The organism is Psychrobacter urativorans (assembly GCF_001298525.1).
Classification (GTDB): domain Bacteria; phylum Pseudomonadota; class Gammaproteobacteria; order Pseudomonadales; family Moraxellaceae; genus Psychrobacter; species Psychrobacter urativorans_A.
Genome location: NZ_CP012678.1, coordinates 853,022 through 879,720, shown reverse-complemented (window position 1 = coordinate 879,720; position 26,699 = coordinate 853,022). Strand labels below are relative to the sequence as shown.

Genomic DNA, 26,699 nt, shown 5'->3' with positions numbered 1-26,699 from the left:
CAAACTTAACGGTTTGGCTTGTTAATTAAATTAATACTTGAAAAATAACGGCGGATGCGATATCATCCGCCACTTGCCGTAGTTTATGCAAAACCTTTTATAAGATGGTCAATGAATAGATTGGTTTACCAAGTCGAAGCAGCGATAATAATTATAAAAGCTTTAGTATTGACAGCAACAAATCTGAAAAATAACCTCTTGTTTAACTGATAAGAGTATTTTTCTTTAATGGAGAGAAATCAATGGCTCGTATTGCCGGCGTAAACATTCCGGATAATAAGCATGCTGTTATTTCACTAACTTACATCTTTGGTGTAGGTCGTACCACTGCTCAGAAAATCTTAGAAGCAGTTGGCATTGCCCCTACTACTAAAGTCAGTCAGTTAGATGATATACAGTTAGATGCTATCCGTGCACAAGTTGCAAATTACATGACTGAAGGTGATCTTCGTCGTGAAGTGTCAATGAATATCAAGCGCTTGGTTGATCTTGGTTGTTACCGTGGCATCCGCCATCGTCGTAACTTACCAGTTAGAGGTCAGAACACCAAGAACAACGCTCGTACTCGTAAGGGTCCGACACGCCCTCTCAAAAGATAATTAACTTAGGAAGCTAAAAGATGGCAAAAGACACTCGCAGTCGCAAAAAGGTGACTCGTCGTTCAGTATCGGAGGGCATCGCCCATATCCATGCGTCTTTTAATAACACCATTGTTACGATTACCGATCGCCAAGGTAATGCATTGGCTTGGGCCACTTCAGGTGGACAAGGCTTCCGTGGTTCACGTAAATCTACACCATTTGCAGCTCAGGTTGCAGCTGAAGTCGCTGGTAAAGCGGCTCAAGAATATGGTGTTAAGAATATCGATGTTTTGGTCAAAGGACCAGGACCGGGTCGTGAGTCTGCGGTAAGAGCACTAGGTGCATTGGGTTATAAAGTTAACAGCATCTCTGATGTAACCCCAATCCCACACAATGGTTGCCGTGCGCCGAAAAAGCGCCGCGTCTAATATTAAAGACGAAGCTTTTTATAATAGAAGCTTATAGGAGACATAACAATGGCCCGTTATATTGGACCAAAACTCAAATTATCACGTCGTGAAGGTACTGACTTAGGTCTTAAGTCTGGTGTTAAACCTTATGATGTAAAAACTAAAAAAGCGGCTCGTCCACCTGGTCAGCATGGTGTTAGCCGTAATAAAACTTCAGAATATGCATTACAGTTGCGTGAAAAGCAAAAAGTTAAGCGTATTTATGGTGTTTTAGAGCGTCAGTTTGCTAATTACTATAAAGAAGCGGCTCGTAAGCGTGGCGCTACTGGTGAAAACTTGCTAGCTATGCTAGAAAGTCGTCTAGACAATGTGGTTTATCGCATGGGCTTTGGCTCAACTCGCGCTGAAGCACGTCAGCTAGTCAGTCACCGTACTGTTATGGTAAAAAAAGCTGGTCGTGATGAATTTGTTCGTGTGAACATCCCATCAATCCAGTTGCAAGATGGTGATGTCATCGCTATCCAAGAGAAGTCTCGCGAGCAGTTGCGTATTAAAAACGCAATTGAGCTGGCTACCCAACGTGGTATTCCAGAATGGCTAGATGTTGATCACAGCAAACTTCAAGGCACGTTCAAAAAAGCGCCTGATCGTATTGATCTACCTGCTGAAATCAACGAAAGCTTAATCGTTGAGCTATACTCTAAGTAAGTAACGTACTGCTTGATGCTATACTTATGGCATTAAGCAATCAACGTTAACCAAACCAGTTTAATAAATCGAGGTGACATCATGATGCTAAATGCAACTGAGTTTCTAACGCCTAATGCCATTAACGTGGACACGGTTAATGAAACGATCGCGAAAGTCACACTCGAACCGTTAGAACGCGGCTTTGGGCATACTCTAGGGAATGCCTTACGTCGCATCTTATTATCTTCATTACCTGGTGCTGCTGTTATTGAAGCTGAGATTGATGGTGTTGACCATGAATACTCAACGCTTGAAGGCTTGCAAGAAGATGTACTTGACCTCCTTTTGAATTTAAAAGGTTTGGCTATTACACTTCATGACCAAAATGAAGTATTTTTGACCTTGGATAAACAAGGTCCAGGCACTATCACTGCTGCAGACATCGCCTTGCCGCATAATGTAGACATCATCAATCCAGAATTGGTATTGGGTACATTAAGCGAACGTGGTCATTTAAAAATGCGTCTGCGTGTAGTCATGGGTCGTGGATACGAGCCAGCAAATCAACGCCGTGAAGATGGCGATACCAAAGCTATTGGTCGCTTAAAGCTTGACGCAAGCTTTAGCCCAGTGCTACGAGTCGCTTATCAGGTCGAGAACGCACGTGTAGAACAACGTACGGATCTTGATCGTCTTATCATTGAGCTTGAGACTAATGGCACTATTGATCCAGAAGAAGCAATTCGTAAAGCAGCGACTATTTTACAACAACAGATTTCTATCTTTGTTGATTTAGAAGCTGAAGAAGCGCCTGAGCCTGTGAAAGAAAAAGAAGAGGTCGATCCAGTGCTATTACGCCCTGTGGACGATCTTGAACTAACGGTTCGCTCAGCCAATTGTTTAAAAGCTGAAAACATTTACTATATCGGTGATTTGGTCCAGCGTTCAGAGACTGAACTACTTAAAACCCCAAATCTTGGTAAGAAATCATTAACGGAAATCAAAGACGTACTAGCATCTAAAGATTTAGAGCTGGGCATGCGCCTTGATAATTGGCCACCAGCTGATTTACGTGTTGATGATCGCTTTTCTTATCGTAGCCGTTAAACTTTAAGGATATTTGACCATGCGCCATCGTAAGAGTGGAGTCAAGCTGGGTCGTACCAGCAGTCATCGTAAGGCAATGTTCCAGAACATGACAAATTCACTATTTGAGCATGAACTGATTAAAACAACATTACCAAAAGCAAAAGAATTGCGCCGTGTTGCTGAGCCGTTAATTACTATGGCAAAAGAAGACAGCGTAGCTAATCGTCGTCTAGCATTCAGCCGTATGCGTAGCAAAACTATGGTAGGTAAATTATTTGGTACGTTAGGTCCTCGTTACCAAAACCGTCCAGGTGGCTATTTACGTATCGTAAAATGCGGCAATCGTGACGGTGACAATGCACCAATGGCTTATGTAGAATTAGTTGATCGCGACTAATCTTATATGCCGGATGTAGAGCATAAAAAAAGCCCCAATGATTTGGGGTTTTTTTTATGCTCTTTTTTAATTCCAGTTTTTTAAGTAAACCAGTTACTTATTTATAATCGTTCTTGGTTATCGTAATAATGCATTAACATCAGCTGCACCTTGTCTAACAATTTCAGGCTGACTGCCGGTCATATCAATAATGGTTGTGAGCTTAATAGTTTGAATACCGGCATTGATCAGTCCATCTATTTGATTGCCTAATAATTCTTCTATATCAAAGGGATCATCGAGTATATGGTCATGTGTCGGTAGTATTAACGAACTGGTTAATATAGGCTCACCCATCGCCGTTAATAGTGCTTGAGCAATAGCATTTCTAGGAACACGAATACCAATCGTTTTTTTCTTAGCATGTGCTAATTTTTTAGGAACGTCCTTAGTGGCATTTAAAATAAAAGTAATTGGTGCTGGCGTATTGGCTTTGAGTTGTTTGAACTGTATGTTATCAACCGCTGCATAAGTGGCAATCTCGCTTAAGTCGCGGCATAGTAAAGTAAACTGATGCTTATCATCAAGTTCACGGATATGTTTGAGCTTATCAAGAGCGTCTTTAGCCCCTAATCGGCAACCAAAAGCATAGCTGGTATCGGTAGGGTAAATCAGTAGCTTGTCATTACGTAATAACTCAACAGCTTGTTCGATGAGGCGTGGTTGAGGGTTTTCTGGATGAATATAAAAAGTTTGCATGGCGAGTTCCTTATTTATCAATCGCTAAATCATTCAGTGATTTTATATTTTTATCACATTAATAATTGTTTCATAAAAGTCTAGTATAGCGTTAAAGCTCATATCGGTTATAGAGCCATGCCGTTAATAAAGCTAGAAAAACGTTCAGGTATTCAAGGATAAACAGTGGTTTAGCGTATAGGTCACTATTTATTCAATGATATTGATCATTAATAGAGCTTGTAATAAGGTTTGAGCATCGCGCGGTAGTTGGTGAGGTTGGGCGATATAATGCGCGGCTTGTTGGTAAACATCGGTTGCAAAGGTGCTTGTACTAGTATCAAAGTTGGCAAAGAGATTGTCTTGTGAAATCTGAAACTGTCTTCTGCATGCCAAAGTAAATAAGCATTCTAGTGCTTGTGGCTTAATCTCTACACGCTCGAACGCTTGCTGTTGTGCAGCACTGCGACCATCAGGTGCATACCAATAGCCAAAGTCAGCTAATTGTCTACGTTTGCTACCTGCAATACACCAATGGCTGATTTCGTGTAATGCGCTGGCAAAGAAGCCATGAGCAAACTCAATACGTGCTGGTTTAGAATGACATTCTGGAAAGTATTCTGGTTCATGTTCACCGCGAACCAATTGCACATTATGTCGAGTGAATAGCGTATTAAATAAACTTATCAGCCACTCAGTAGCCGCCTGTTCTCTCTGCTCCGCTAAAATATTAGCGTCTATCTGATTTTTTTGAAGTGGTTCAATGTTTGTCAATGCGGCAGATGGTTGTTCTATAGTTTTTAAATTCTTATTGAATTGAGAAATTATTATCTCGTCAAACTCTTTTATAGTTTGAGTATTTAGCTCACTAAGACGATCTAACAACAATTTTTCGTTACCATTACTGAGCAGTTGAGTGAAATCGAGATGGGCAGTATTAGAAATCATAAATTAACCGAATAAAAGATGAGTTTATCAAAATAAAAATTCTATTATTTTTTATCGTGAATAATAAAGTACATTCATAATATTGCATGGCAAAATATTAACACACTAGCGCTAGCGCAATAAGACGCTTTCCGTTAGTATAGCAGGCAATATTATACATCGTTTTTGATCAATGAGGCCGCGTATGTCAAGTACCCAAGATAACAAGTCATTAGCGCTTCAGGCTAGTAAAGTACAAGTGCCTACGTCAAACATCATGCCTGATAATATCTCCTTAAATAAATGGGAAGATACAGGTTTTGAGTGGGTAGGTGAGATAGCTCCTAACTCTTTTGAACGTCTTACTAGCACATTAACCACTGAGCATGAGCAAGCGAATATTTCGCTAGATGCTACTTTATATCGCCGTAATAACGTATTACACCTAGCTTTTATCTTAACGGGTGAAGTCTGGTTGACTTGTCAGCGTTGTTTGCAACCGATTGCCGTCGATTTAAGTGATAAGTATGATATCGCGCTTCTTGATAATGAGAGCCAAATACGTCTGATTAATGAAGAGCAAGATTACTTATTGCTTGAAGAGATTGTCACTGAACAGTCGCCAGAGCGCTTATTGCCATTTAAGAAATTAATTGAAGATGAAATCTTGCTTAAAACACCCATGGCGCCAAAGCATGATGACTGTGAAATGAGTGTTGAGCAGTTTGGTGAGATACCTGAAGAAGAGGAAACTGAAAATCCTTTTGCTGCTTTAGCCGCTTTAAAAGGTAAGCTATAAGGTTATAAACTATATTGATGATAAATATGGTTGAAAGTTTTATACCCTCTTTTTATCAGCTTTACGCCTAAGAATGAAATGGGGGTTTATTATTGCTATAAACATGCGTATAATGGCCGATTTATTGCATTCTGTCTACTTGCTCATAAATACTGATTAAGCAAATTATCCATAGAGTTTAGATTTAATCAGAAGTTTAGTGTACGTGGCAAACCAATTAATTTAATGATGCGTAAGGCTTAGGTTGTTGTGATTAGATAGCCTGTGTCAGTATCGTCTAAAGCTGAATTTCGAGCTTATCCCTTTAAGTATAGGAGCTATATCATGGCCGTTCAAAAAAGCCGCAAAAGCCGTTCACGTCGTGACATGCGCCGTTCACATCACCACATGACTGTGGCTGAGCTAAGCGTAGATGCCACCACTGGTGAAAAACATCGTCGTCACCATATGACCAAAGATGGTTTCTATCGTGGTCGTCAGTTGTTTAAAGTTAGTCAAGAGGCTTAATTTACTAACTAATTAATATTTAGTACAGGATTACTGTGATGGTACTACCATATCATGATAATTATGTACTAATATTATTAGAAAGTGAGTTATAAGCTAACAAAAGCCAAGTTATTTCGCTATCATATATTATGTGGCTAAATAACTTGGCTTTTTGTTATTTAGCTTTTTGTTATTTAGCTTCTACTAGAAGATATGTAGTTAGAAGATATTTTAGTCTTATGACTTACTAATAGTTGTGCTCTTTCATCATCCATGTTTAGTATTTTTCTCATGTTTAGTGTTTTGTATTATAAGTCAGCATTATGATGATGATGATGTTGCTGTCTATGATAATTGTCCGTATCAGTGTATAGTTTGATAATAATTAGTTACCATTGATGACCTATTGAAGAGTCCTCAACTCCGAAACATTGCCCCATTTATACTAGGGGTATTTCTAATTCACTTAAGGAACATTGGCTATGGCGTCTGTACCCGATATAAAAACAATACAGCCACCTCGCATTGCAGTTATTTTTCCTGGTCAAGGTTCACAAGCGGTTAATATGACTGCTGAACTTGCTGAAATCTATCCACAAATTAACGATACCTTTGCCGAAGCTAGTGAAGCGCTTGGTGAAGACTTGTGGGCGATATGCCAAGATGAAGAGAGACTGAACCAAACTCAATATACTCAGCCCGCATTACTCACTGCTAGTATCGCTATTTGGCGTATATTGCAAGATAAAATAGATAATGTGCCATGCTATCTAGCGGGACATTCTTTAGGTGAATACAGTGCGCTTTGTGCAGCGGGCGTTATCTCTTTTGCTGATGCCGTGCGATTGGTGCATCAGCGTGGTCAGTTAATGCAGCAGGCCGTTGAAGGTATTGATACGGGTATGGCAGCGGTGTTAGGACTCGAAGATCATCGAGTAGTAACCTTATGTGAGCAGGCAACTGAGCATGTCGATGGTGCTATCGTTGGTGCCGCGAACTTTAATAGCCCTGGGCAGGTTGTGGTATCCGGTAATGCGGTTGGCGTTAATGCCGTGATTGATAAAGTACAAAATACAGGCAAAAAAGCCATTGCTTTAAAAGTTAGTGTGCCATCGCATTGCGCATTAATGAAACCAGCTAGTAGTGCACTTGCTGAAGCGTTATCCGCAATCAAATTCGATCAAGCGACTATTCCTGTTATTCAAAATCGTCATGCTCGAGTTGAAGCTGGTATTCAAGGGGTTAAACAAGCATTGACTGAACAGTTAAGTGAACCTGTACTATGGTCGCAGACCATGCAGGAGCTCGCTGAAAAACAAATTAATATTTTAATCGAATGTGGCAGTGGCAATGTACTGAGTAATTTGGCTAAGCGTCAAGCAAATCCTATTGCTAGCTATCCTGTTGACAAGCCTGCTCGCCTAGACAAACTAATAGAGGTGTTATCATGAGCCGTACAATTGTTTTAGTGACTGGCGCCAGCCGTGGTATTGGTAAAGCGGTGGCTAAACGCTTTGCAAAAGAAGGTCATTTTGTTATTGGTACTGCGACTACTGAAAAAGGTGCCGCGCTGATTGATAGCTATCTGCATGACTCAGGTGGCATCGGGCGCTTATTAGATGTCCGCGATGGCGCACAGATTGACAAGTTATTTGAAGAGATTGAAAGTGTGTACGGTGCTGTGCAAGTGTTAGTCAATAACGCAGGCATTACCCAAGACGGGCTACTGATGCGCATGAAAGACGAAGACTGGGATAATGTAATTGATACCAACTTATCATCAATATATCGGATGAGCAAACGCGCCGTTCGTGGCATGATGAAAGCCCGCCGTGGTCGTATTATTAATATCAGCTCTGTCGTTGCACAAATGGGTAATGCTGGGCAATCTAACTATGCAGCAACCAAAGCTGGTGTTGAAGGCTTTAGTCGTACACTGGCTCGTGAAATTGGTTCACGCCAAGTGACTATTAACTGTGTCGCGCCTGGTCTTATTGAAACTGACATGACAGATGAGCTGGACGAGCGTCTACTCAACTCGATGCTTGATGCAGTCCCTATTGGGCGTCTTGGACAGCCAGAAGATATTGCGGCAGCCGTGTCATTCTTAGCTAGTGATGAAGCCAGCTACATTACAGGAGCTGTCATTCCAGTGAATGGCGGTATGTACATGTAGTATGAATTGAAACGTTACATTTGTATAATAAAAATCTGTGTGAACGAGTGTAAACTCTAATTAACGGTGCTATAATAACGGATACTTTTATATCAAAGATCTGTATTATAATCAGGCTTTATCAGATATTTAATGCAGTTCAAAAATCGTGATAGCTTATTAAGGCTGAAAAGCTGACATAATGTACTGCGTTCTATACCATGCTATAAGTTCAAAAACATCACCATTTGGTAGTTTTTAAAAATTAATAGATAAAAAGGAAGCGTTTATATGAGTAATGATACTGAGCAAAGAGTAAAAGCTGCAGTGGCAGAACAGTTAGGTATGAATATCGAAGACATCAATAACGAAGCTTCTTTCATGGAAGACTTAGGCGCTGATTCATTAGATTTAGTTGAGCTTGTTATGTCATTTGAAAGTGATTTTGGTATCACTATTCCTGATGAAGATTCAGCAGAACTAACTACTGTTCAAAAAGCAATTGACTACGTACAAGCGCAACTGTAGTTTCTAGCTGCCTTAGCAGAGTTTACTAAACCGCTTATCTTTATAGATAGGCGGTTTTTTTGTTTTTACTTTATTTATACTTGATTAACATAAACCACATTAAAATAACATTACTCAACATACGCTTACTATCAAAAAAAAATGCCTTTGTTATACTTAATATGAATGACAAAGAGCTAATTGCTTGGTCATATTTTCATCAACGTCATAATTAACAATAACTATGAATAATAATACTTAAAAAAGGGGTGTTTTATGGGTGTTTTCAGTTTTGCAAAAGATATTGGTGATAAAATTTTTAACCGTGATGATGCCAAGCATCAAGCAAATACAGAAACCAAAGCGGCAGCAACGACGCCAGTAGCCGGTACACCAGCAACAGAAAGTGAGCCTTCTGCTCAGTCGGTTGCTAATATCCTGCTACATCGTATCCAGCAGCAAAACCTTAATATTAGTGACCTAAAAGTCAAGTATAATGGTACCACTGATACGGCAGAAATCAGTGGTGCGGCTAAAACCCAAGCAGACCGTGAAAAAGCGATTATCGCTATCGGTAATGTCCAGCATGTTGCAAAAGTTATTGATAACATCAGTATTGAAGAAGATGCTCCAGAATCGACGATGTATACAGTAAAATCTGGTGACAGCTTATCTAAAATCGCACAAACGGTGTATGGCTCAACAACTGATTATATGAAAATATTTGAAGCCAATAAGCCAATGCTTTCTGATCCAAATAAGATTTATCCGGGTCAAGTATTGCGTATTCCTAAACCATAATTATTCTTAATTCTATTCAATACAGAAAAAAGCATAATAAAAAAACGCCTTCTAATTATAAAAGGCGTTTTTTTATTATGCATATTTTGATTCTTGGTATATGAATAATTATTCTTTATTTTTGCTTAATTTGTCCTGCTGCTCATTGATTGCCCAATGAATATGTTCATCAAGAATATCATTGTGAGCACTGAGTTTAGAATGTAACTGAACAATGATGTCAGTACTAGCCTCAGCATTCCCAAGCCCAATTGCAATATTTCGTAAAAAATTAACGTAACCAGTACGTCTGATGGGACTACCTTGAGTCTTCTGTAAAAACTCAGCTTCTTGCCACTGCCATAATTCTAGTAGAGTGCTGTCATCAAGATTGTTTCTTGGGGCAAAATCCTCTACTGCTGTCAGCTTAGCATAACGGTTCCAAGGACAAATCAGCTGACAGTCATCACAGCCAAAGATGCGATTGCCAATAGCGCGGCGGTATTTTTTATCTATTATGCCGTCATGCTCGATGGTTAAATAGGAGATACAGGCGGCAGCGTTGAGCTCATGAGGCGAGATAATCGCTTGAGTTGGGCAGATATCAATGCAAGCGCTACAACTGCCGCAATGTGCTTTGACAGGTTTATCATCGGGCAGCTCTAAACTGATAAATAATTCACCCAACACAAAAAATGAGCCCGCTTGCTTGTTGAGTAGTAAGGTGTGCTTGCCTGTCCAACCAAGCCCCGCTGCATCCGCAATGGGTCGCTCAAAAATAGGGGCTGAATCGCTAAATGGGCGAAAAACAAAATCGGCTTGAGTACCGATATCTAGATGTTGCCACTCTGGCAGCATCGCTTCAATATTTAATGCCAATTGCTTGAGACGGTTACGCATGGTTTTATGATAATCGCGCCCACGTGCATAGCGGGCAATAATGCCGTGATTGGGACGATTGTTATCTGCTACCGTTCGCGCTGTCGGTGCTTGGGTCAGATAGTCCATGCGCACACTGATGATGGTTTTTGCGCCCTCTACTAGCTGTTCTGGATGCGCGCGCAGGTGATGATTGTTATGCATGAATTGCAATTGCCCTTCATAGCCTTTGGCTAGCCATTTTTGCAGCTGCTCAATTTGTTGGGCAAATAACGGATGGTGCACAGATAAAAAGCCGCAATCAGCGAATCCTAGTGCTTGAGCCTGTGTTTTAATCCAGTGCTTAACGTCCTCTGGAGTCATAAACGGGGAAGTGTTAGCCACTGCGATACTGTTGGTTGAAGAGTCATTTGTTGATGAACGGTTTGCGAACAGTTTAATATTCATAAGTGCCAATAAATGATAGCGTAAATGTGACTATGATAAGCCAAATAGCTGCGCGCGCAAGTATAAAAAATAAATCATTATTCATAACTCATATTGATACATCATGATGAACAAAATTTTGCTACGCTTGTCATTACAGAATTAGCAGATGACAAAACAATAGAGGTCTACTCATGCACATACCGCCTTCTTCTCGTTTATTACAGAATACAAAGCCCGTTGCGCTATATAGCAGCCAGCAAGTTTATGCAATGGAGCAGGAGTGGTTTGCGCAGGGTTATGATAGTTTTGCGCTTATGCAGCAAGCCGCATGGCAAATGACTCAGCATATTATTAATATCTATTACCAAAAACAATCCTGTATTGCTAATGGAGTTGCTTGTAGGCACGATGATAGACAGCCACGAGTGAGTATTTGGGTAGGAAGCGGTAATAATGGCGGTGATGGTTGGCTGATTGCGCATTATTTACAACAAGCTGGCTGGCAAGTACAAGTTATCACGGTCGGTATTGAGAACATTGAAAATAGCAATGCCTTTGCTGATATGGATTCGGCTGTAGTATCTGATGCCATAAAAGCACAGCGCATGGCAGTAGCCGCTTATTGTTCCTATCAACGTTTTGAGGACAGTGAGTTTGTTCTTCACAATCAAGAAAATAGGCTGATGCAGGCTGATGTCTACGTTGATGCACTATTTGGTATCGGGCTTGATCGTGCGCTTACCAGTATTTATAAACAGGCTATTCAGAGCTTTAATCAGGTTGTAAAATCCAGTCATACCTTATCTAAGCACGCATTGGTAATTGCGGTTGATATTCCAAGTGGGCTAGTGGCATCTACCGGTCAGGTGTTTGAGCAGGTGGCGATACAAGCCGATGTGACTTTGTGTTTGATTGCGCGTAAATTCGGTTTACATACCAAAGACGGCATGGATTATGCGGGAGAAGTGCTTGATATTCCGTTGATACCTTATACCAAAATAAAGCCAGTTGCTCTGCTCCTTAATCGTGCGCATGGTTTGTCTGTACGTCGGCAAAACAGCTATAAAGGCAGTTATGGACACGTATTAATAATTGGTGGTAATCGGATTGATGGCTCACAAGGGATGGGCGGTGCCGCTATATTAGCGTCTGCTAGTGCCATGGCGACAGGCGCGGGTAAAATGACAGTGGCTTGTCATCAGGCTTTTCACGGTGCTTTATTGACGTCGTTGCCTGATGCAATGACCATAGATTTACATGATCAAAAGGGCGTAAAACATCTTATCAAAGAAGCTAGTGTGATTGCGATTGGCATGGGGTTTGGACGCGATGAAACAGCAAAAGTACTGTTTATCGATTATATGCAAGCGGCTATGACAGAGGGTAAATCTATAGTGATAGATGCAGACGGTCTCTATCATTTGGCGTCATTACAGATAGACAAGCATAGCGTAGTCGGTCAGTTGCGAGAATATAGTACCAAGCATAAAGTTTGCTTAACGCCGCATAGTGGCGAGGCGGCACGGTTATTAGATAAAAGCGTCGCGGAGGTAGAAATGGATCGTCTCGCCGCTATCAAACAATGCGCAGATATTTATGGTGGCAGTTGGGTATTAAAAGGGGCAGGTTCCTTAATATTAGAGCAGGTATTAGAGCCGACACTTGAACAGGAATTAGAGGAAAGGCATGTGTACGTCTGTGGCGTTGGTAATGCTGGTATGGCAACGGCTGGCATGGGTGATGTATTATCAGGAGTGACGGCGGGATTATTAGCGCAACAAGACTTAGCAGATGACCAACGCAGCTTACGTCAAGCAGTACTTATTCATGGTTTGGCAGGAGATGTCTTGGTTCATCAACAATCATGTCCCTCTAACAAAAATGTTAGCCTATTCATTGGAGAACGTGGCTTACAGGCACAAGATATGCCTGCTGCCATTCGTCATGTTATGCATTTAATTACAATATAATAGGCGTTAAATTAGCTGCAGTATTGAGTAATTGCTTGCTGAACGCGCTCTCGTTTGACTTCAATTTCGCGGCTATCGAGATATTGGCGTTTGCCATTCGTATCCATCTCATAAATACGCCCACCCACATTAAGATTGGTTAAGTTATTACGCAGAGATTGACAGCGCTGTGCATTCGCATTTGATTCTTGCTCCTTAATGCGAGCTTCTAGCTGTGCTACCCGTTGCTCTTCAGGGTTTTGTGTAGGCGTATTTTGGTTCGCGTCTGTTTTACCTGCCAACTTGCCGGCATCACTTTGGCGACCATCGCTACGAAACTCAATAAGCTCAACATTTTTACCGTTCTGTGGCTGATGTTGGCTGTATTTAACCTCACCATGAGCGCCAATAGATTTATAAACCTGAAGCGCATGACTGGTAGTCATAGTAAGGGACAATATACCTGTGGCACTAAGTGTAACCAGTAACTTAGCTGCGGTATTTATTATTTTTGAATGTATGATGACGGCAATCCTTTTAACAGAAAAAATGTTCATAGTTACGAAAAAACATCATAGCGGTATATTGATAACAATATCAATACATTAATAATTGATTTTTAAAAAAATTATTTATCGATATAGATTATTTCATAACGATTAGTTAGGTCTAGGATTCACAAGTTTTTCTTGACAACAGCGCCTAAACCACCGACTATAACCCTAGTTGATTGGTCAGTGAACGGCTTTTATTATATTGCCGAAGCACTTGAAAATGAAACTTTCTTATCTACTTATCGGTAGTTAGGCTAAGTTAGTTTTCTTTGTGACAATATCGCAGCAAATATAGCAGGTATAAAAACCGCTATTGTGTTTATTGTCTCCGGACTTATCGGTCTACAACGACTAAGATAAACTTGTTATTTTTAATGTGTCAAATATGATATTTGCAACAATAAAAGTCATGTCATATAAAAAATAAGGTGCAGCCGCCTACGTGGTATTCCTTGAGTGATTTTTTAAATGATAGCTTTTTATAATGTGCAAGTTATTTTATCAATGATGTTAGCGTTATCCTATCATCGAGTTAGACTACATTAATCTTGAATAATAAGTCTCTTCTCTAGATGCTCCAGCGTCTTGTCCTTGTATATCGATAAAATTTCGTCAAACACTGACCATCTCATTTGCTGTGTTTAAGTATCTGGTTGCTATTTTAAGCGGCTTTGCTTTGGCATAGTGAGTACACATTCTTGATATGGATAAAGGTGACGACAGTGACGCAAACTACGCAGACCACACAAAGTCCGAACATGACCGGTCATACCCAAACGGGTAATGCTGCCAAAAATTTCCCTGAAAAACAACAACAGCTTGCTGAGAATAGCTCACAGCCAGTGATGCTGACCGGTGCTGAAATGCTGGTACAGGCACTGACCGATGAAGGTGTCAAATACATCTTCGGTTATCCAGGTGGCGCAGTTCTGCATATCTATGATGCTTTGTTCAAACAAGAGAACATTGAACACATTCTCGTGCGTCATGAGCAAGCAGCGGGTCATATGGCAGATGCCTATTCACGAGTCACTGGTGATACGGGTGTGGTGCTAGCCACCTCAGGACCTGGCGCGACCAACACTGTTACCGCTATTGCCACTGCCTTTATGGATTCAGTACCAATGGTGGTTATTGCAGGACAAGTACCGAGCAGTTTAATTGGCGAAGATGCTTTCCAAGAAACCGATATGATCGGTGTATCGCGTCCTATCGTTAAGCACAGCTTTCAGGTACGTCATGCGAGCGAAATTCCAGAGATTGTCAAAAAGGCTTTTTATATCGCTGCGTCTGGTCGTCCAGGCCCGGTTGTTATTGATATCCCTAAAGATATGACTGCGCCTAATGAAAAATTTGCTTATGAATATCCAGAAGAGGTATTTGTACGTTCTTATCAGCCTTCTATCAAGGGGCATGGCGGTCAAATCAAAAAAGCCGTTGAAACGTTACTCGCAGCAAAACGTCCTGTAGTCTATGCAGGCGGCGGTGTTATTTGGAGTAAGGCTCACGAAGAGCTGACTGATCTTGCTCATCGTTTGAACTTACCCGTTACCAATACGCTGATGGGTTTGGGTACATTCCCAGGTGATGACAGTCAATTCTTAGGAATGCTGGGCATGCATGGCAGATATGAAGCCAATATGAGTATGCATCATGCGGACGTTATCCTTGCTATTGGTGCACGTTTCGATGATCGTGTGACTAATAATGTCAAAAAATTCTGCCCAAATGCCACTATCATTCATATTGATATTGACCCGACGTCTATCTCAAAAACTATTTTTACACATATTCCTATTGTAGGCGATGTGAAGTCAGTATTAACAGATATGTTAGAGATTATCGGTACTGATAAAGAGTTAGATCAGCCTGCATTATTAGATTGGTGGTCACAGATTAATGAATGGCGTAAGCGTCATGGTTTGCGTTATGACACCAGTACTGAGCATGGTATTAAACCGCAAGCTGCTGTACAGGCGTTAGATAGAGTGACTAATAGTAACGCTATTATAACGAGCGACGTTGGTCAGCATCAGATGTTTGCCGCGCTTTATTATACTTATAAAGAGCCAGGTCAGTGGCTAAATTCAGGTGGTTTGGGTACGATGGGCGTTGGCTTACCCTATGCGATGGCAGCTAAGCTTGCTCATCCTGAGCGTGATGTCGTATGTATCACCGGTGAAGGCTCTATTCAGATGAATATCCAAGAGCTATCAACGTGCCTGCAATATAATCTACCAGTCAAAATATTAAACTTAAACAATGCACAGTTGGGCATGGTGAAGCAGTGGCAAGATATGCTTTATGATGGTCGTCACGCCCAGTCTTATATGAACTCGTTGCCAGATTTTGTCAAATTAGCCGAAAGCTATGGTCACGTTGGTATCAAGATCACCGACCCTGAAACTATGGAAGCACAATTGGCTGAAGCGATGGCAATGAAAGATAAATTGGTATTTATTGACGTGTATATCGATCGTAATGAGCATGTGTATCCGATGCAAATCGCGGGGCAAACGATGCGTGATATGTGGTTATCAAAAGGGGAGCGTACCTAATGCAACAACAACATCTGATTTCGGTATTAATGGAAAACGAAGCGGGGTCGTTGTCGCGCTTGATCGGTTTATTCTCTCAGCGTGGTTATAACATTGAAACATTAAACGTTGCGCCTACAGAAGATCCGTCTATTTCACGCTTAACCTTGACTACTATTACCTCACCTGAGAAAATCGAGCAGGTCACCAAACAATTGCATAAATTGATTGAAGTGGTGAAAGTATTAAATTTATCAAATACCGTGCATGTTGAGCGCGAATTAATGCTGATTAAAGTTCGTGCGACAGGCAGTAGTCGTGATGAAATTAAACGCAGCGCGGATATCTTTCGTGCACAAATTGTCGATGTGAATGCCAATCTATACACGATTCAAATCGTTGGTGACACTGCTAAGCTTGATGGCTTTATTGACGTTATTGGGCGCGAACGTATTTTAGAAGTCGTGCGTTCAGGCGTGATTGGTATCGCTCGCGGTGAAAAAACACTCAGTGTATAATATTCGCTTTGCCGTTCGTGCTTGAATGATAAAAGCAGGAATGGTAAAAAATCATTATATATAAAACTATTTATTTCAAATTTAAAATAACGCTTATAACACGCACTGTTCTTATATAATGGCGGTGATATAAGCGTTAACTACCCATGGCTCTCCATGATTAAGGAAAAGGACTCTACTTATGAACGTTTTTTATGACAAAGACTGTGATCTATCTATTATCCAAGGCAAAAAAGTTGCTATTATCGGTTACGGCTCACAAGGTCATGCGCATGCATTGAACCTACAAGAATCTGGTGTTGATGTGACTGTTGGTCTACGTGCTGATTCAGGCTCATGGAAAAAAGCTGAAAATGCTGGCTTAAAAGTCGCTGAAGTTGCCGATGCGGTAAAAGCGGCTGACGTCGTCATGATTTTGACGCCTGATGAGTTCCAAAAAGCGCTATATCAAAACGAGATTGAACCTAACATCAAAGAGGGTGCAACCCTTGCCTTTGCTCATGGTTTTGCCATTCACTACAATCAAGTAGAGCCGCGTAGCGATCTTGACGTCATTATGGTTGCCCCTAAAGCACCTGGTCACACCGTACGTAATGAATTCGTAAAAGGTGGTGGTATTCCTGATCTTATCGCTATCTACCAAGATGCTTCTGGTCAAGCCAAACAACTAGCGCTATCTTATGCTGCTGGTGTTGGTGGTGGTCGTTCAGGTATCATCGAAACTACCTTTAAAGACGAAACTGAAACTGACCTTTTTGGTGAGCAAGCAGTACTTTGTGGCGGCGCAGTTGAACTCGTTAAAATGGGCTTTGAAACCTTAACTGAAGCCGGTTATGCACCAGAAATGGCATACTTTGAGTGCTTACATGAGCTAAAGCTTATCGTAGATCTCATGTATGAAGGCGGTATCGCTGACATGAACTATTCAATCAGTAACAACGCTGAATACGGCGAATATGTGACTGGTCCTGAAGTTATCAATGAGCAATCACGTGAAGCGATGCGTAACGCGCTAAAACGTATTCAGTCTGGCGAATACGCGAAAATGTTCATCTCTGAAGGTGCGACTAACTATCCATCAATGACTGCTCGTCGTCGTAACAATGCTGAGCATCAAATTGAAGTAACTGGTGCTAAATTGCGCGCTATGATGCCATGGATTGGTGGTAACAAAATCATTGATAAAGATAAAAACTAAATAATTATCATAAGTCATTATCAGTAGCTAGCTTAGCTATGCATACTTAAGACTGATTATTACCCATGCTATCGACTAGATAGCATGGGTTTTTTAATTGCATTGTTATGTATAAAATTTTGGTTACTTTAGCATTTAACTTGAAAAGCAGTGACAGCCACCTTATATATGAGTCCGGCATAGTGCTCGACAAGCTGACTGTTCCTTCATTTTTTATTCTTAAATAATAGGTTGTGTGTTGTGCAAATATCTTTTCCAGACTGGCTGACGCCGCAAACTGCATATATCGTTCTCAGCGCCGTAGTTGCCGTTCTGATATGGATAGAAGGCGAGATGCTCAAACGTAATGCGGGTAAATTACCCAAATCCTCATTTTTTCAGTTCAGCTCTTTAATAGATACTGCATGGTTTTTTGTCTCGACGGTCATGCTGTATATGCTTGATTTTACGCCCTTAGCCATCACCGTCCCTGCTGCTTATGGTATCTACACCGTGTTTGGATGGATTTATGGTATACGGTTGCTCAAGCGTCGTGGTATTCCTGACTCTGCTGAAGACTTGGTCGTACCGACTAAATATATTGCTTATAGCCAGTCATTTGCCCTAATATTTTTCGGATTATGTTTGCTAGTTTTGGCTGCGCCTTGGTTGCCAATAGCATTTTAGCCGCTATTTATTAAAAACCTAAGCCGAGTGAGGTCATTGATTTACTAATAACAAATGTCTATTTATTATTAGTAATAGTATATTGACCTATGGCTAGACTTATCGCTATAAAGGCTCATTCTTTAAGCTATTTACTATAAAATAACAGCAAAAATAGCTGCTCAAAAACAAACATATATTTGTGGTTTTTCTGAGAAAAATAGTTACAAAAATATCTAATTTAATATTCCGTTGTGAATAAAAAATGTTATACTGCAGATGTACTCATAGGATTTGAGACTAAAAAAATAAGATGTTGTAAAGACATTGTATAGTTTTAGCACAAGCATTTGCTTGAAAGTTAGATGAGTATATATCAATTAATCGGTGATGACACACGTCTCGCCAACAGTTAAAGAGTTAGGAAAATTTATGTCAGATAAAGTTGAAGGCACTGTAAAGTGGTTTAATGAAGCTAAAGGTTTTGGTTTCATCGCTCAAGACAACGGCGGACAAGATGTATTCGCTCACTACAGCGCTATCCAAGGTAACGGCTTCAAAACTCTAGCCGAAGGCCAAAAAGTGTCTTTCATCTTAGGTGATGGCAAAAAAGGCCCACAAGCTGAGCAAATCGAAGCTATCTAATTTTGGTTACTGTTGAGCTTGATTGATTTATCAGTCAAGTTCGATAAAACAAAATGATAAGTAAGCATTGATTACTTTGTTTGTTAAAACAAAAAAAATATTGTTTAGACTGTATAAAAAAAGCAACCTCTCATCAGGTTGCTTTTTTTTGTCAATAAAATAAGCTTAATGTTAATGTATATGTTATATAGCTGTATCAGGTGACGCACGCTCACGCTATAGCCATGCTATGGTTTCACACTGTTAAAATATCTAAAAAATGCTGAATCATAGTAAATAATAACAAAAAGTTCAGCCATTATAGTTTTACAGATGCTATAAAGTTAAAAAAGCTATAGACAGGATAATAAGAGAAGATACTAGTCGCTTGTGGTGAAATGCTATTTTTTAATAGGATACTATTTTTCATAAAATAGTGACAAATTTATGACGCATTATTCACGGCGTTGTCTTGACCTTATCAGCGTGCTCACGCAAGATAGCTAGGTCTAATAAATGAATGGTAGTAGGTTTGAGCTCAGTAGATATGACTAGTTAGATATATTGACTATTAATTGTTACGTCGATAGGTTTTACTTCAGAATATACTGATATTTTCTAATAAATACTTGCTTACTGAACCATTGCCTTGCAGTAAAATTTTAAATTCGGATGATTTAATCAGGTTGATTGATAAATTTTTAACTCATAACATTAATAAAAGAGGAATGTATGAAAGCATTAGTCGCGGTCAAGCGTGTTATCGATTATAACGTTAAAGTTCGAGTCAAAGCGGATAACTCTGGTGTAGATTTAACGAATACTAAAATGTCGATCAATCCTTTTGATGAGATAGCGGTTGAAGAAGCGGTACGTTTAAAAGAAGCGGGCGTTATTGATGAAATTATCGTTGCTTCTATTGGTCCAAAAGAATCACAAGAGCAAATCCGTGCCGCATTAGCATTGGGCGCTGACCGTGGGGTGTTGGTTCAAACCGATGCTAAGCCTTATCCGCTACAGGTCGCAAAAATTCTAAAAAGTATTGCTGAGCAAGAAGGTACTGATATTATCCTGTTAGGCAAACAAGCCATTGATGATGATAACAATCAAACGGGTCAAATGCTTGCCGCATTGATGGGTATCGGTCAAGGAACATTCGCGTCAGAAGTGAAAGTTGCAGGCGATACCGTCAATGTTACTCGTGAAGTAGATGGTGGGCTACAAACGGTCGCTCTAGCGCTACCTGCGGTGATTACGACTGACTTACGCTTGAATGAACCACGCTACGCTAAGCTACCAAACATCATGAAAGCGAAGAAAAAGCCACTAGATGAAAAAACGCCAGCTGATTTTGGTGTTGATATGACGTCTAAGCAAGAAGTGATTAAAGTTGTTCCACCTGCTGAGCGTAAAGCCGGTATCAAGGTAGGTTCAGTTGATGAGTTGATTGATAAGCTCAGAAATGAAGCAAAAGTAATTTAAGCTTTTGTGACGATGCGCATCGGACGATGAGACCTTTAGCGCTATTTTTTGAAGCTGTGTGACAACCTGAAAAAATAAATAAAGGATAAGAATAATGGCAATTTTGGTATATGCAGAACATGACAATGCCAGTCTAAAAAAGGCAACTTTAAATACAATCGCTGCTGCTAAGCAAATGGGTGATGAGGTTCATGTCTTAGTCGCTGGACGTGGTAATCAAGCGGTTGCGGACGAAGCGGCAAAGGCTGAAGGCGTCAGTAAAGTACTACTTGCTGATAACGCGGCTTATGAACATCAAATGGCAGAAAATATCGCCCTATTAGTGGTAAGTATCGCAGACGGTTACAGTCATATTATTGCACCTGCTACTACGACTGGCAAAAACTTTATGCCGCGTGTTGCCGCTTTACTTGATGTCAGTATGATATCTGATATTACTGCTGTCATTGATGCGCACACCTTTGAACGCCCTATTTATGCCGGTAATGCCACGGCAACAGTAAAAACAACTGAAGATAAAATTGTGTTGACTGTACGTACCACAGGTTTTGATCCAGTAGCCGATACAGGTGGTACAGCTACTATTGAAACCATTGATAATGTGCAAGAGTCTGGTAAGGCAAGCTTTGTTAACGAAGAAATGGCAAAATCTGACCGTCCAGAATTAACCTCTGCTAGAATCGTGGTATCAGGTGGTCGTGCATTGGCAAATGGCGAAAACTTCACTAAATACATTGAGCCGTTGGCAGATAAGCTTGGTGCTGCTATTGGCGCATCGCGCGCTGCTGTTGATGCCGGCTATGTACCTAATGATATGCAGGTCGGTCAAACGGGTAAAATCGTTGCGCCAGACTTATATATTGCCGCTGGTATTTCAGGCGCTATTCAGCATTTAGCGGGTATGAAAGACTCTAAAGTTATCGTTGCAATTAACAACGATTCAGATGCGCCTATCGCCAGTGTGGCTGATTATTTCTTAGAAGCGGATTTATTTACAGCGCTACCTGAATTGACCAGCAAGCTTTAATTATTATTGTATAATTCTCTGAATATTGTATAACTCTCTCAATAAAAAAATCCCGCTATTTTTAATAGCGGGATTTTTTATGCTTAAAGAAATATTATAATTAACTATATTGGCGTTGACGTAATGTTTCATACAGACATAACGAGCCAGCGATAGCGACATTCAAGCTTTCTTGACCATTGGGCTGCGGTAGTGCAATAGGTGTTGCACATTGCATCAGCTCAGCGCAAACGCCTTGCCCTTCGTGCCCCATTATCCATGCCATTGGCGCACGCAAATCATGCTCATAAATCAAGGTATCGGTGTGTGAACTGGTGGCAAACAACGGCACTTTGACATAGTCTAAGATATCAGCGTTACTTAACCCTTCATAGACCGTCAAAGCAAACTGCGCCCCCATACCTGCTCGTAAGGTTTTGGGTGACCATGCTTGTGCTGTGGCACTGGTGCATAGGATGGTGTTAATACCAACGGCGGCGGCAGTACGTAGCAGCGTGCCAACATTGCCACTGTCTTGCACATCGTTAAGAATGAGACAATCCTCATGAATCGCCGCCAAACGTGGCGTTGGTATGGTGACTATCGCCATAATGTCAATGCCTGTACCTAAACTGCGAATACTGGTATACAACGCATCGGACAAGGTTAAGATAGGCGTATAGGTCGGCAAACGCGTTAAAATTTGCTGCACCTCGCTATGCGTTTGTGCGGATTCTGCGACCAAAATTTGTACAAACGGATAATCACTACGCAAGGCGGCATCAATTAAATGCGTACCTTCGAGTACGGTCAGTCCCAGTTTTTTACGCTGACGAGCTTGGGTCAATAACGCTTTTGCCAGTTTTACCGTTTGGTTCTTATCTGAGGTAATCAGCTCATTAAAATACGATGTCATAGCAGACCAATTAAAAGTAAATAGAGGTGAAGATAGCTTATGTAAAGTAAGGTTTATTTATCTGCATGCTGCAAATGTAAGTCTCTGACATAGTTAACTTCATTTTTGCTACCGAGTACCACAGGCACGCGCTGATGAATATCGGTAGGTTCAATATCAAGGATACGATTGACAGCGTCAGTTGCGCCGCCACCTGCACGTTCAATGAGTAAACTCATCGGATTGGCTTCATACATCAGACGCAGTTTACCGGCTTTGTGTGCATATTTGGTGTCGAATGGATAGGTGAATAATCCACCACGGCATAAGATACGATGCACATCACCAACCATCGCAGCAACCCAGCGTGTATTAAAGTCGCGACCGCGAACACCTACTTCGCCAGCAATTAACTCATCAATATATTGTTGCATTGGTGCAAGCCAGTAGCGATAGTTTGAGCTATTCACCGCATATTCACTGGTGTCTGCATCGATTTGCACGTTATCATTTATTAAAATATAGTCACCGCTATCTGGGTCTAGGCTAAACATGACGACATTATCTGCAACGGTTAACGCCAGCATTGTCGATGTGCCATATAATAAATAGCCTGCGGCAAGTTGTTGATTGCCCGCTTGTAAGAAATCGCTATTTTCACTGTTTTGACCTTGACGCTGATACGGCAGAATTGAAAAAATAGTGCCCACTGCCATATTGATATCAATGTTTGACGAGCCATCAAGTGGGTCGAATAATACCAGTAAACTACCATCGGCATTGGCAGGCGTTGCGTTATCTAGCTCTTCTGATGCCACACCTGCGCAATGAGCATTTTTAGATAACGCATCAAGCAGTAAATCATTGGCAAGTACATCGAGCTTTTTTTGGTCTTCGCCTTGGACGTTTTGATTACCGGCTTCGCCTAAAATATCCGCTAACGCCCCTTTTCTCAGGAGTTGCGAGATGGTTTTGCCAACGTCAGTAATGGTGGTAATAACATCACTTAACGCAGGGTCAGAGGCATGATTGTTTAGATAATGGGCTAGGGTGGTCATAACAGTTCCTGATACATGAGATGATAATTAAAAAGTAAAAAATAATATTAGAAGTTAAAATAAGCCAAAATAAAGCTGCAAACTTGGTAAATACACAAATAGCCATCGCGGTATCTTTGTCCTGACCACAAAATCAGCTACACTATATCTATTATTATCTGTCATTTGCTTAGGCGTGCCGTCCATCATAATTCATACCGATTTAGCACAGCGTCTTATGCTACTGTGGTGAAGTGTAGCAAATAAGTGCTGAAATGTCCTCGTATCTATGATGATGGTCAGGGTCATATATGAATAAGTAACCGTGATTGACTCAATATAAACCAACGATAAAGACTGACCATTATGACAACTTCTGAAAAAAATAGTGCTAAAAATACAGTCTCACCGACTGAATACGCTAAATTCGACCATAATACCATTCATCAAAAGCTGAATAAGTCGTTAAGTCGCCCGCAGTTAAACAGCGATGGCAGTATTCGGCATTTTTTAGGGGTGGAAGGTCTAAATAAAGCCCAGTTACAAGCGATTATTGCCAAGGCAGAAACGTTCTTTGATGATAAGGGTCAGCTGATTAATAGCCCTGAGCTTGAAGGTTGTACGGTCATGAATTTATTTTTTGAACCGTCAACGCGTACCCGTACTACCTTTGAAGTGGCAGAAAAGCGTTTAGGCGCTAATGTGCTAAACATTGATATTGAGCGCTCTAGCACCAAGAAAGGTGAGAGCCTACGCGATACGTTGTGGAACTTGCAGGCGATGACCGCTGATATCTTTGTGGTACGACATTCGGCATCGGGCGCGGCACATTTTATGGCAACAGAAGTTACCCCTGATATTGCGATTATCAATGGCGGCGACGGCTGGCACGCGCATCCGACCCAAGGTATGCTCGATATGCTGACCATTCACCGTGAAGCGCCGCGTCCGTTTGAAGAGTTATCGGTGGCGATTGTCGGTGATATTAAGCATTCACGCGTAGCACGTTCGGATATTAGCGCTTTGCAAACTTTAGGTGTTAAAGACATTCGGGTTTGTGCGCCACGTACGCTATTGCCCAAAGGTATGGCACGCTTTGGCGTAAAAGTTTATGAAGATATGGACAGCTGTGTGACCGATTGTGATGTCATCATGGGGCTGAGAATACAAAATGAGCGTATTGGTTCGCCACTATTAGCCTCGTCTAATGAATATTATAAGCATTATGGCATTACACCAGAGCGCGTCGCGTTGGCTAAGCCTGATGCCATCGTGATGCATCCAGGACCCATGAACCGTGGGGTTGAGATTGCTTCGAGTGTCGCAGACGGTGCGCAGTCAGTGATTCTGACGCAGGTAAATAACGGTATTGCCATTCGTATGGCGGTATTGTCGCTGGCAATGGAAGGGCAGCGTGCGCATCAAGCCGCTGGAAAATGATAACCAATGCGAAAACGTTAAAAGTATGGCAAGCCTAAAGTATTAATGATGCCGACCAAGTTCTATTGAATGTGGCGGATTTATTTTATAAGCAACTTGCCCACTTTATCATTTTATTTTATTTTTATTGTTACGGTAATAAAGCTCATGACCAATGTTATAACCCCGAATGCCCCGATGTTAGACTTACTTCCTAAAGTATTCAAAGAATCATTACCAAGCGCGGTCACTGCTCAGCTGGCAACTGAACATGAAACGTGGCTACTACCGCCGTTGGTTGATTTGTGCGCGCGCTTGCGTGAACCGGGACAACAGCAGCACGGAACGCTTGCTTCAGAAGGCAAGGCGGCACGCGCGAATGGATTTTTACACGTTGTTATTCCACCTGACACCAATCCCATTTTAGAGAACGGCTCACTGCTTAAAGGTTTGCGTGAGCGTGCGCTTGAGGATGGTGGGATTTATCTGCATGTTCTCGGCGCATTGACCGCAGGACTGGAAGGCGAACGTCCATCTAATATTGCCGGTCTTAAAAAAGGCGGTTGTATTGCCGTCTCAAACGCCCGCCAACCTTTTGCGAATGATATGGTGTTGCTAAGAACGCTTGAATACGCGGCAACTTTTGGGATGAAAGTATTCTTTTATCCTGATGAGCCGAGCTTATCAAAGGGCGGTGTGGCTCACGAAGGTTATATTGCCTCTTACCATGGTCTGCAAGGGATTCCATGGATTGCCGAAACTGTGGCGCTATCGACACAACTTTTGATGGTAGAAGAAACGGGTATAGCTGCTCATTTTAGCCAATTAAGTTGTAAGTCTTCAGTGGAGCTCATGCGTTGGGCAAAAGGTAAAAATTTACCGGTGACTTGTGATGTTGCCATGCATCAGCTACATTTAACCGATGATAATTTAGAAGGCTTTAACGCCCAAGCTTACGTGTTGCCACCTTTACGCAGTAACACCGATCAGCAAGCATTGCGTCGAGGATTAACTGATGGCACTATTGATGCGATTTGTAGTCATCATGAGCCGCTAAATAGTACGGCGAAGAAAGCACCGTTTGCCGAAAGTACCGCAGGTATATCAAACCTAGATACCTTTATGGCGCTGGCGTGTCAATTGGTACGTGATGACGTGCTTACGGTAGCGCAATTGGTAGATAAAATTTGCCTTAACCCAGCAAAAATCGCAGGTATCGACGCACAGTATGAAAGTATTGGTGGTGCAGTATTGGTCGATCCTAACCTTGAGTGGCAAGTAACGGCAGATACCATGCTATCAAATGGTAAAAACACGCCATTTTTCAATCAGCAATTGCAGGGTAAAGTTGTGGAGACGTTCTTTGGCTAATTTGCCCCCACAGGACGACAAACAGCAATCGTCCTCGCTGGATAAAAGTCATGGCATAAACTGCAATGATAATAAACCACATAGCGAATCTAGCGAATCTATTAAGGCAGTTGCCATTTATGAGATTGTTAAAGGTGTGGGCGCACTATTAGGAGCGAGTGCTTTATGGTTTTGGCATACCGATCTTGAGCGTTGGCTTGCGACTGCGACGCATACTTGGCAGCAGAAATTTGGTCAGTTTTTGGCACCTCAAGTCGACAGTACGGTGCAAATCGCGCAGCAAGCCAGTAAAAACTGGCCACTATTTTTATTATTAATTTTCGCTTATGCCAGTTTACGTTTCATTGAGGCTTATGGCTTATGGCAAGATAAAACGTGGGCATATTGGTTTAGTGTCATTGGTTATGGCATATTTATTCCCATTGAACTTTACTATTTAGTCACTAGCCCATTTGACTGGTTTAAGTTGGGTATTTTTCTATTAAACATTATCATCGTTATCGTGGTTTATCGTAATATGAAACGCAAAGGTTTGATATAAAGTTTTAAGTTTTGCCTGACAGATGATATTAATAATAAAAAGCCAGCACAAAGAAACTCTCTTTAATGCTGGCT

28 protein-coding genes are annotated in these 26,699 nt (G+C 41.2%); 22 read left to right on the top strand and 6 right to left on the bottom strand.

The annotated features are described in order from the left end of the window. The first annotated feature begins 242 nt into the window (after positions 1–242). The 5 genes from rpsM (at position 243) to rplQ (ending at position 3,167) form a co-directional block, all read left to right on the top strand. The gene (gene rpsM / locus AOC03_RS03730; protein WP_062533660.1) at positions 243–599 is read left to right on the top strand and encodes a 30S ribosomal protein S13; all 357 of its coding nucleotides are present in this window, start codon (positions 243–245) and stop codon (positions 597–599) included. A 20-nt stretch (positions 600–619) separates the two neighbouring features. Beyond that, positions 620–1,009, top strand: a complete 390-nt coding sequence (gene rpsK / locus AOC03_RS03725; protein WP_045454458.1) for a 30S ribosomal protein S11 — start codon at positions 620–622, stop codon at positions 1,007–1,009. A 48-nt stretch (positions 1,010–1,057) separates the two neighbouring features. After that, entirely contained in the window at positions 1,058–1,699 is a 642-nt protein-coding gene (gene rpsD, locus AOC03_RS03720; protein WP_062533659.1) for a 30S ribosomal protein S4, read from the top strand. An 81-nt stretch (positions 1,700–1,780) separates the two neighbouring features. Beyond that, on the top strand, positions 1,781–2,788 hold the full coding sequence (locus AOC03_RS03715; protein WP_062533658.1) for a DNA-directed RNA polymerase subunit alpha: 1,008 nt from the start codon (positions 1,781–1,783) through the stop codon (positions 2,786–2,788). A 19-nt stretch (positions 2,789–2,807) separates the two neighbouring features. Next, entirely contained in the window at positions 2,808–3,167 is a 360-nt protein-coding gene (rplQ, locus tag AOC03_RS03710) for a 50S ribosomal protein L17 (protein WP_062533657.1), read from the top strand. 117 nt (positions 3,168–3,284) lie between these two features. Here the strand turns inward: rplQ and AOC03_RS03705 are convergent, their stop codons facing one another. Then, positions 3,285–3,905, bottom strand: a complete 621-nt coding sequence (locus AOC03_RS03705) for an L-threonylcarbamoyladenylate synthase (RefSeq protein ID WP_062533656.1) — start codon at positions 3,903–3,905, stop codon at positions 3,285–3,287. Positions 3,906–4,094: 189 nt separating this feature from the next. Further along, the gene (locus AOC03_RS03700) at positions 4,095–4,832 is read right to left on the bottom strand and encodes an elongation factor P hydroxylase (protein WP_062533655.1); all 738 of its coding nucleotides are present in this window, start codon (positions 4,830–4,832) and stop codon (positions 4,095–4,097) included. A 184-nt stretch (positions 4,833–5,016) separates the two neighbouring features. Here AOC03_RS03700 and AOC03_RS03695 point away from each other — a divergent pair, with 184 nt between their 5' ends. From AOC03_RS03695 to lysM, 6 genes are all read left to right on the top strand, one after another. Continuing rightward, positions 5,017–5,610, top strand: coding sequence for a YceD family protein (locus AOC03_RS03695; RefSeq protein WP_062533654.1), 594 nt, complete (start codon positions 5,017–5,019; stop codon positions 5,608–5,610). 324 nt (positions 5,611–5,934) lie between these two features. Continuing rightward, complete coding sequence (gene rpmF / locus AOC03_RS03690; protein WP_062533653.1) at positions 5,935–6,117, top strand: 50S ribosomal protein L32; 183 nt, start codon at positions 5,935–5,937, stop codon at positions 6,115–6,117. Between the two features lie 464 nt (positions 6,118–6,581). Next, positions 6,582–7,550: an ACP S-malonyltransferase gene (fabD, locus tag AOC03_RS03685; RefSeq protein WP_062533652.1), complete on the top strand. Its 969-nt coding sequence runs from the start codon at positions 6,582–6,584 to the stop codon at positions 7,548–7,550. After that, positions 7,547–8,275, top strand: a complete 729-nt coding sequence (gene fabG, locus AOC03_RS03680; RefSeq protein WP_062533651.1) for a 3-oxoacyl-ACP reductase FabG — start codon at positions 7,547–7,549, stop codon at positions 8,273–8,275. Before fabD ends, fabG begins: the two co-directional genes overlap by 4 nt. Before the next feature lie 270 nt (positions 8,276–8,545). Then, positions 8,546–8,782, top strand: a complete 237-nt coding sequence (gene acpP, locus AOC03_RS03675) for an acyl carrier protein (protein ID WP_062533650.1) — start codon at positions 8,546–8,548, stop codon at positions 8,780–8,782. Positions 8,783–9,037: 255 nt separating this feature from the next. After that, positions 9,038–9,562 (top strand): peptidoglycan-binding protein LysM, encoded by a 525-nt coding sequence (lysM, locus tag AOC03_RS03670; RefSeq protein ID WP_062533649.1) that lies wholly within the window; start codon positions 9,038–9,040, stop codon positions 9,560–9,562. A 108-nt stretch (positions 9,563–9,670) separates the two neighbouring features. Here lysM and queG read toward each other — a convergent pair whose 3' ends face one another. Continuing rightward, positions 9,671–10,783, bottom strand: a complete 1,113-nt coding sequence (queG, locus tag AOC03_RS03665) for a tRNA epoxyqueuosine(34) reductase QueG (RefSeq protein ID WP_227514318.1) — start codon at positions 10,781–10,783, stop codon at positions 9,671–9,673. A gap of 257 nt (positions 10,784–11,040) precedes the next feature. Between queG and AOC03_RS03660 the strand changes: the two genes are divergently transcribed. Continuing rightward, positions 11,041–12,819, top strand: a complete 1,779-nt coding sequence (locus AOC03_RS03660) for a bifunctional ADP-dependent NAD(P)H-hydrate dehydratase/NAD(P)H-hydrate epimerase (RefSeq protein WP_062533647.1) — start codon at positions 11,041–11,043, stop codon at positions 12,817–12,819. A gap of 11 nt (positions 12,820–12,830) precedes the next feature. Here AOC03_RS03660 and AOC03_RS03655 read toward each other — a convergent pair whose 3' ends face one another. Then, positions 12,831–13,244, bottom strand: a complete 414-nt coding sequence (locus AOC03_RS03655) for a DUF4124 domain-containing protein (RefSeq protein ID WP_227514281.1) — start codon at positions 13,242–13,244, stop codon at positions 12,831–12,833. Positions 13,245–14,197: 953 nt separating this feature from the next. Between AOC03_RS03655 and AOC03_RS03650 the strand changes: the two genes are divergently transcribed. From AOC03_RS03650 to AOC03_RS03620, 7 genes are all read left to right on the top strand, one after another. Beyond that, entirely contained in the window at positions 14,198–15,910 is a 1,713-nt protein-coding gene (locus AOC03_RS03650) for an acetolactate synthase 3 large subunit (RefSeq protein ID WP_204247941.1), read from the top strand. Continuing rightward, positions 15,910–16,407: an acetolactate synthase small subunit gene (ilvN, locus tag AOC03_RS03645; RefSeq protein WP_062533645.1), complete on the top strand. Its 498-nt coding sequence runs from the start codon at positions 15,910–15,912 to the stop codon at positions 16,405–16,407. Before AOC03_RS03650 ends, ilvN begins: the two co-directional genes overlap by 1 nt. 181 nt (positions 16,408–16,588) lie before the next feature. Next, positions 16,589–17,605 (top strand): ketol-acid reductoisomerase, encoded by a 1,017-nt coding sequence (gene ilvC / locus AOC03_RS03640; protein ID WP_062533644.1) that lies wholly within the window; start codon positions 16,589–16,591, stop codon positions 17,603–17,605. A gap of 240 nt (positions 17,606–17,845) precedes the next feature. Beyond that, positions 17,846–18,271, top strand: coding sequence for a hypothetical protein (locus AOC03_RS03635; protein ID WP_062533643.1), 426 nt, complete (start codon positions 17,846–17,848; stop codon positions 18,269–18,271). Positions 18,272–18,682: 411 nt separating this feature from the next. Next, positions 18,683–18,895 carry a cold-shock protein gene (locus tag AOC03_RS03630; RefSeq protein WP_057758834.1) on the top strand — a complete coding sequence of 71 codons (213 nt, stop codon included), beginning with the start codon at positions 18,683–18,685 and terminating at the stop codon, positions 18,893–18,895. A 711-nt stretch (positions 18,896–19,606) separates the two neighbouring features. Next, complete coding sequence (locus AOC03_RS03625) at positions 19,607–20,356, top strand: electron transfer flavoprotein subunit beta/FixA family protein (protein WP_062533642.1); 750 nt, start codon at positions 19,607–19,609, stop codon at positions 20,354–20,356. 94 nt (positions 20,357–20,450) lie between these two features. Then, positions 20,451–21,383 (top strand): electron transfer flavoprotein subunit alpha/FixB family protein, encoded by a 933-nt coding sequence (locus tag AOC03_RS03620; RefSeq protein ID WP_062533641.1) that lies wholly within the window; start codon positions 20,451–20,453, stop codon positions 21,381–21,383. Positions 21,384–21,483: 100 nt separating this feature from the next. On the opposite strand, the gene AOC03_RS03615 is transcribed toward AOC03_RS03620, so the two are convergent. Together AOC03_RS03615 and AOC03_RS03610 are read right to left on the bottom strand one after the other, a co-directional pair. Next, complete coding sequence (locus tag AOC03_RS03615; RefSeq protein ID WP_062533640.1) at positions 21,484–22,278, bottom strand: TrmH family RNA methyltransferase; 795 nt, start codon at positions 22,276–22,278, stop codon at positions 21,484–21,486. Positions 22,279–22,331: 53 nt separating this feature from the next. Beyond that, complete coding sequence (locus AOC03_RS03610; RefSeq protein WP_062533639.1) at positions 22,332–23,315, bottom strand: class 1 fructose-bisphosphatase; 984 nt, start codon at positions 23,313–23,315, stop codon at positions 22,332–22,334. 345 nt (positions 23,316–23,660) lie between these two features. Between AOC03_RS03610 and AOC03_RS03605 the strand changes: the two genes are divergently transcribed. The 3 genes from AOC03_RS03605 to AOC03_RS03595 all read left to right on the top strand — a co-directional run bounded on the left by AOC03_RS03605 (position 23,661) and on the right by AOC03_RS03595 (position 26,625). Continuing rightward, positions 23,661–24,734, top strand: a complete 1,074-nt coding sequence (locus AOC03_RS03605; protein WP_062533638.1) for an aspartate carbamoyltransferase catalytic subunit — start codon at positions 23,661–23,663, stop codon at positions 24,732–24,734. 177 nt (positions 24,735–24,911) lie between these two features. Next, a complete protein-coding gene (locus AOC03_RS03600; protein ID WP_062536434.1) occupies positions 24,912–26,084 on the top strand; it encodes a dihydroorotase in 1,173 nt (390 codons plus the stop codon). Further along, positions 26,077–26,625 carry a DUF2127 domain-containing protein gene (locus AOC03_RS03595; RefSeq protein ID WP_062533637.1) on the top strand — a complete coding sequence of 183 codons (549 nt, stop codon included), beginning with the start codon at positions 26,077–26,079 and terminating at the stop codon, positions 26,623–26,625. Before AOC03_RS03600 ends, AOC03_RS03595 begins: the two co-directional genes overlap by 8 nt. Positions 26,626–26,699 lie beyond the last annotated feature (74 nt).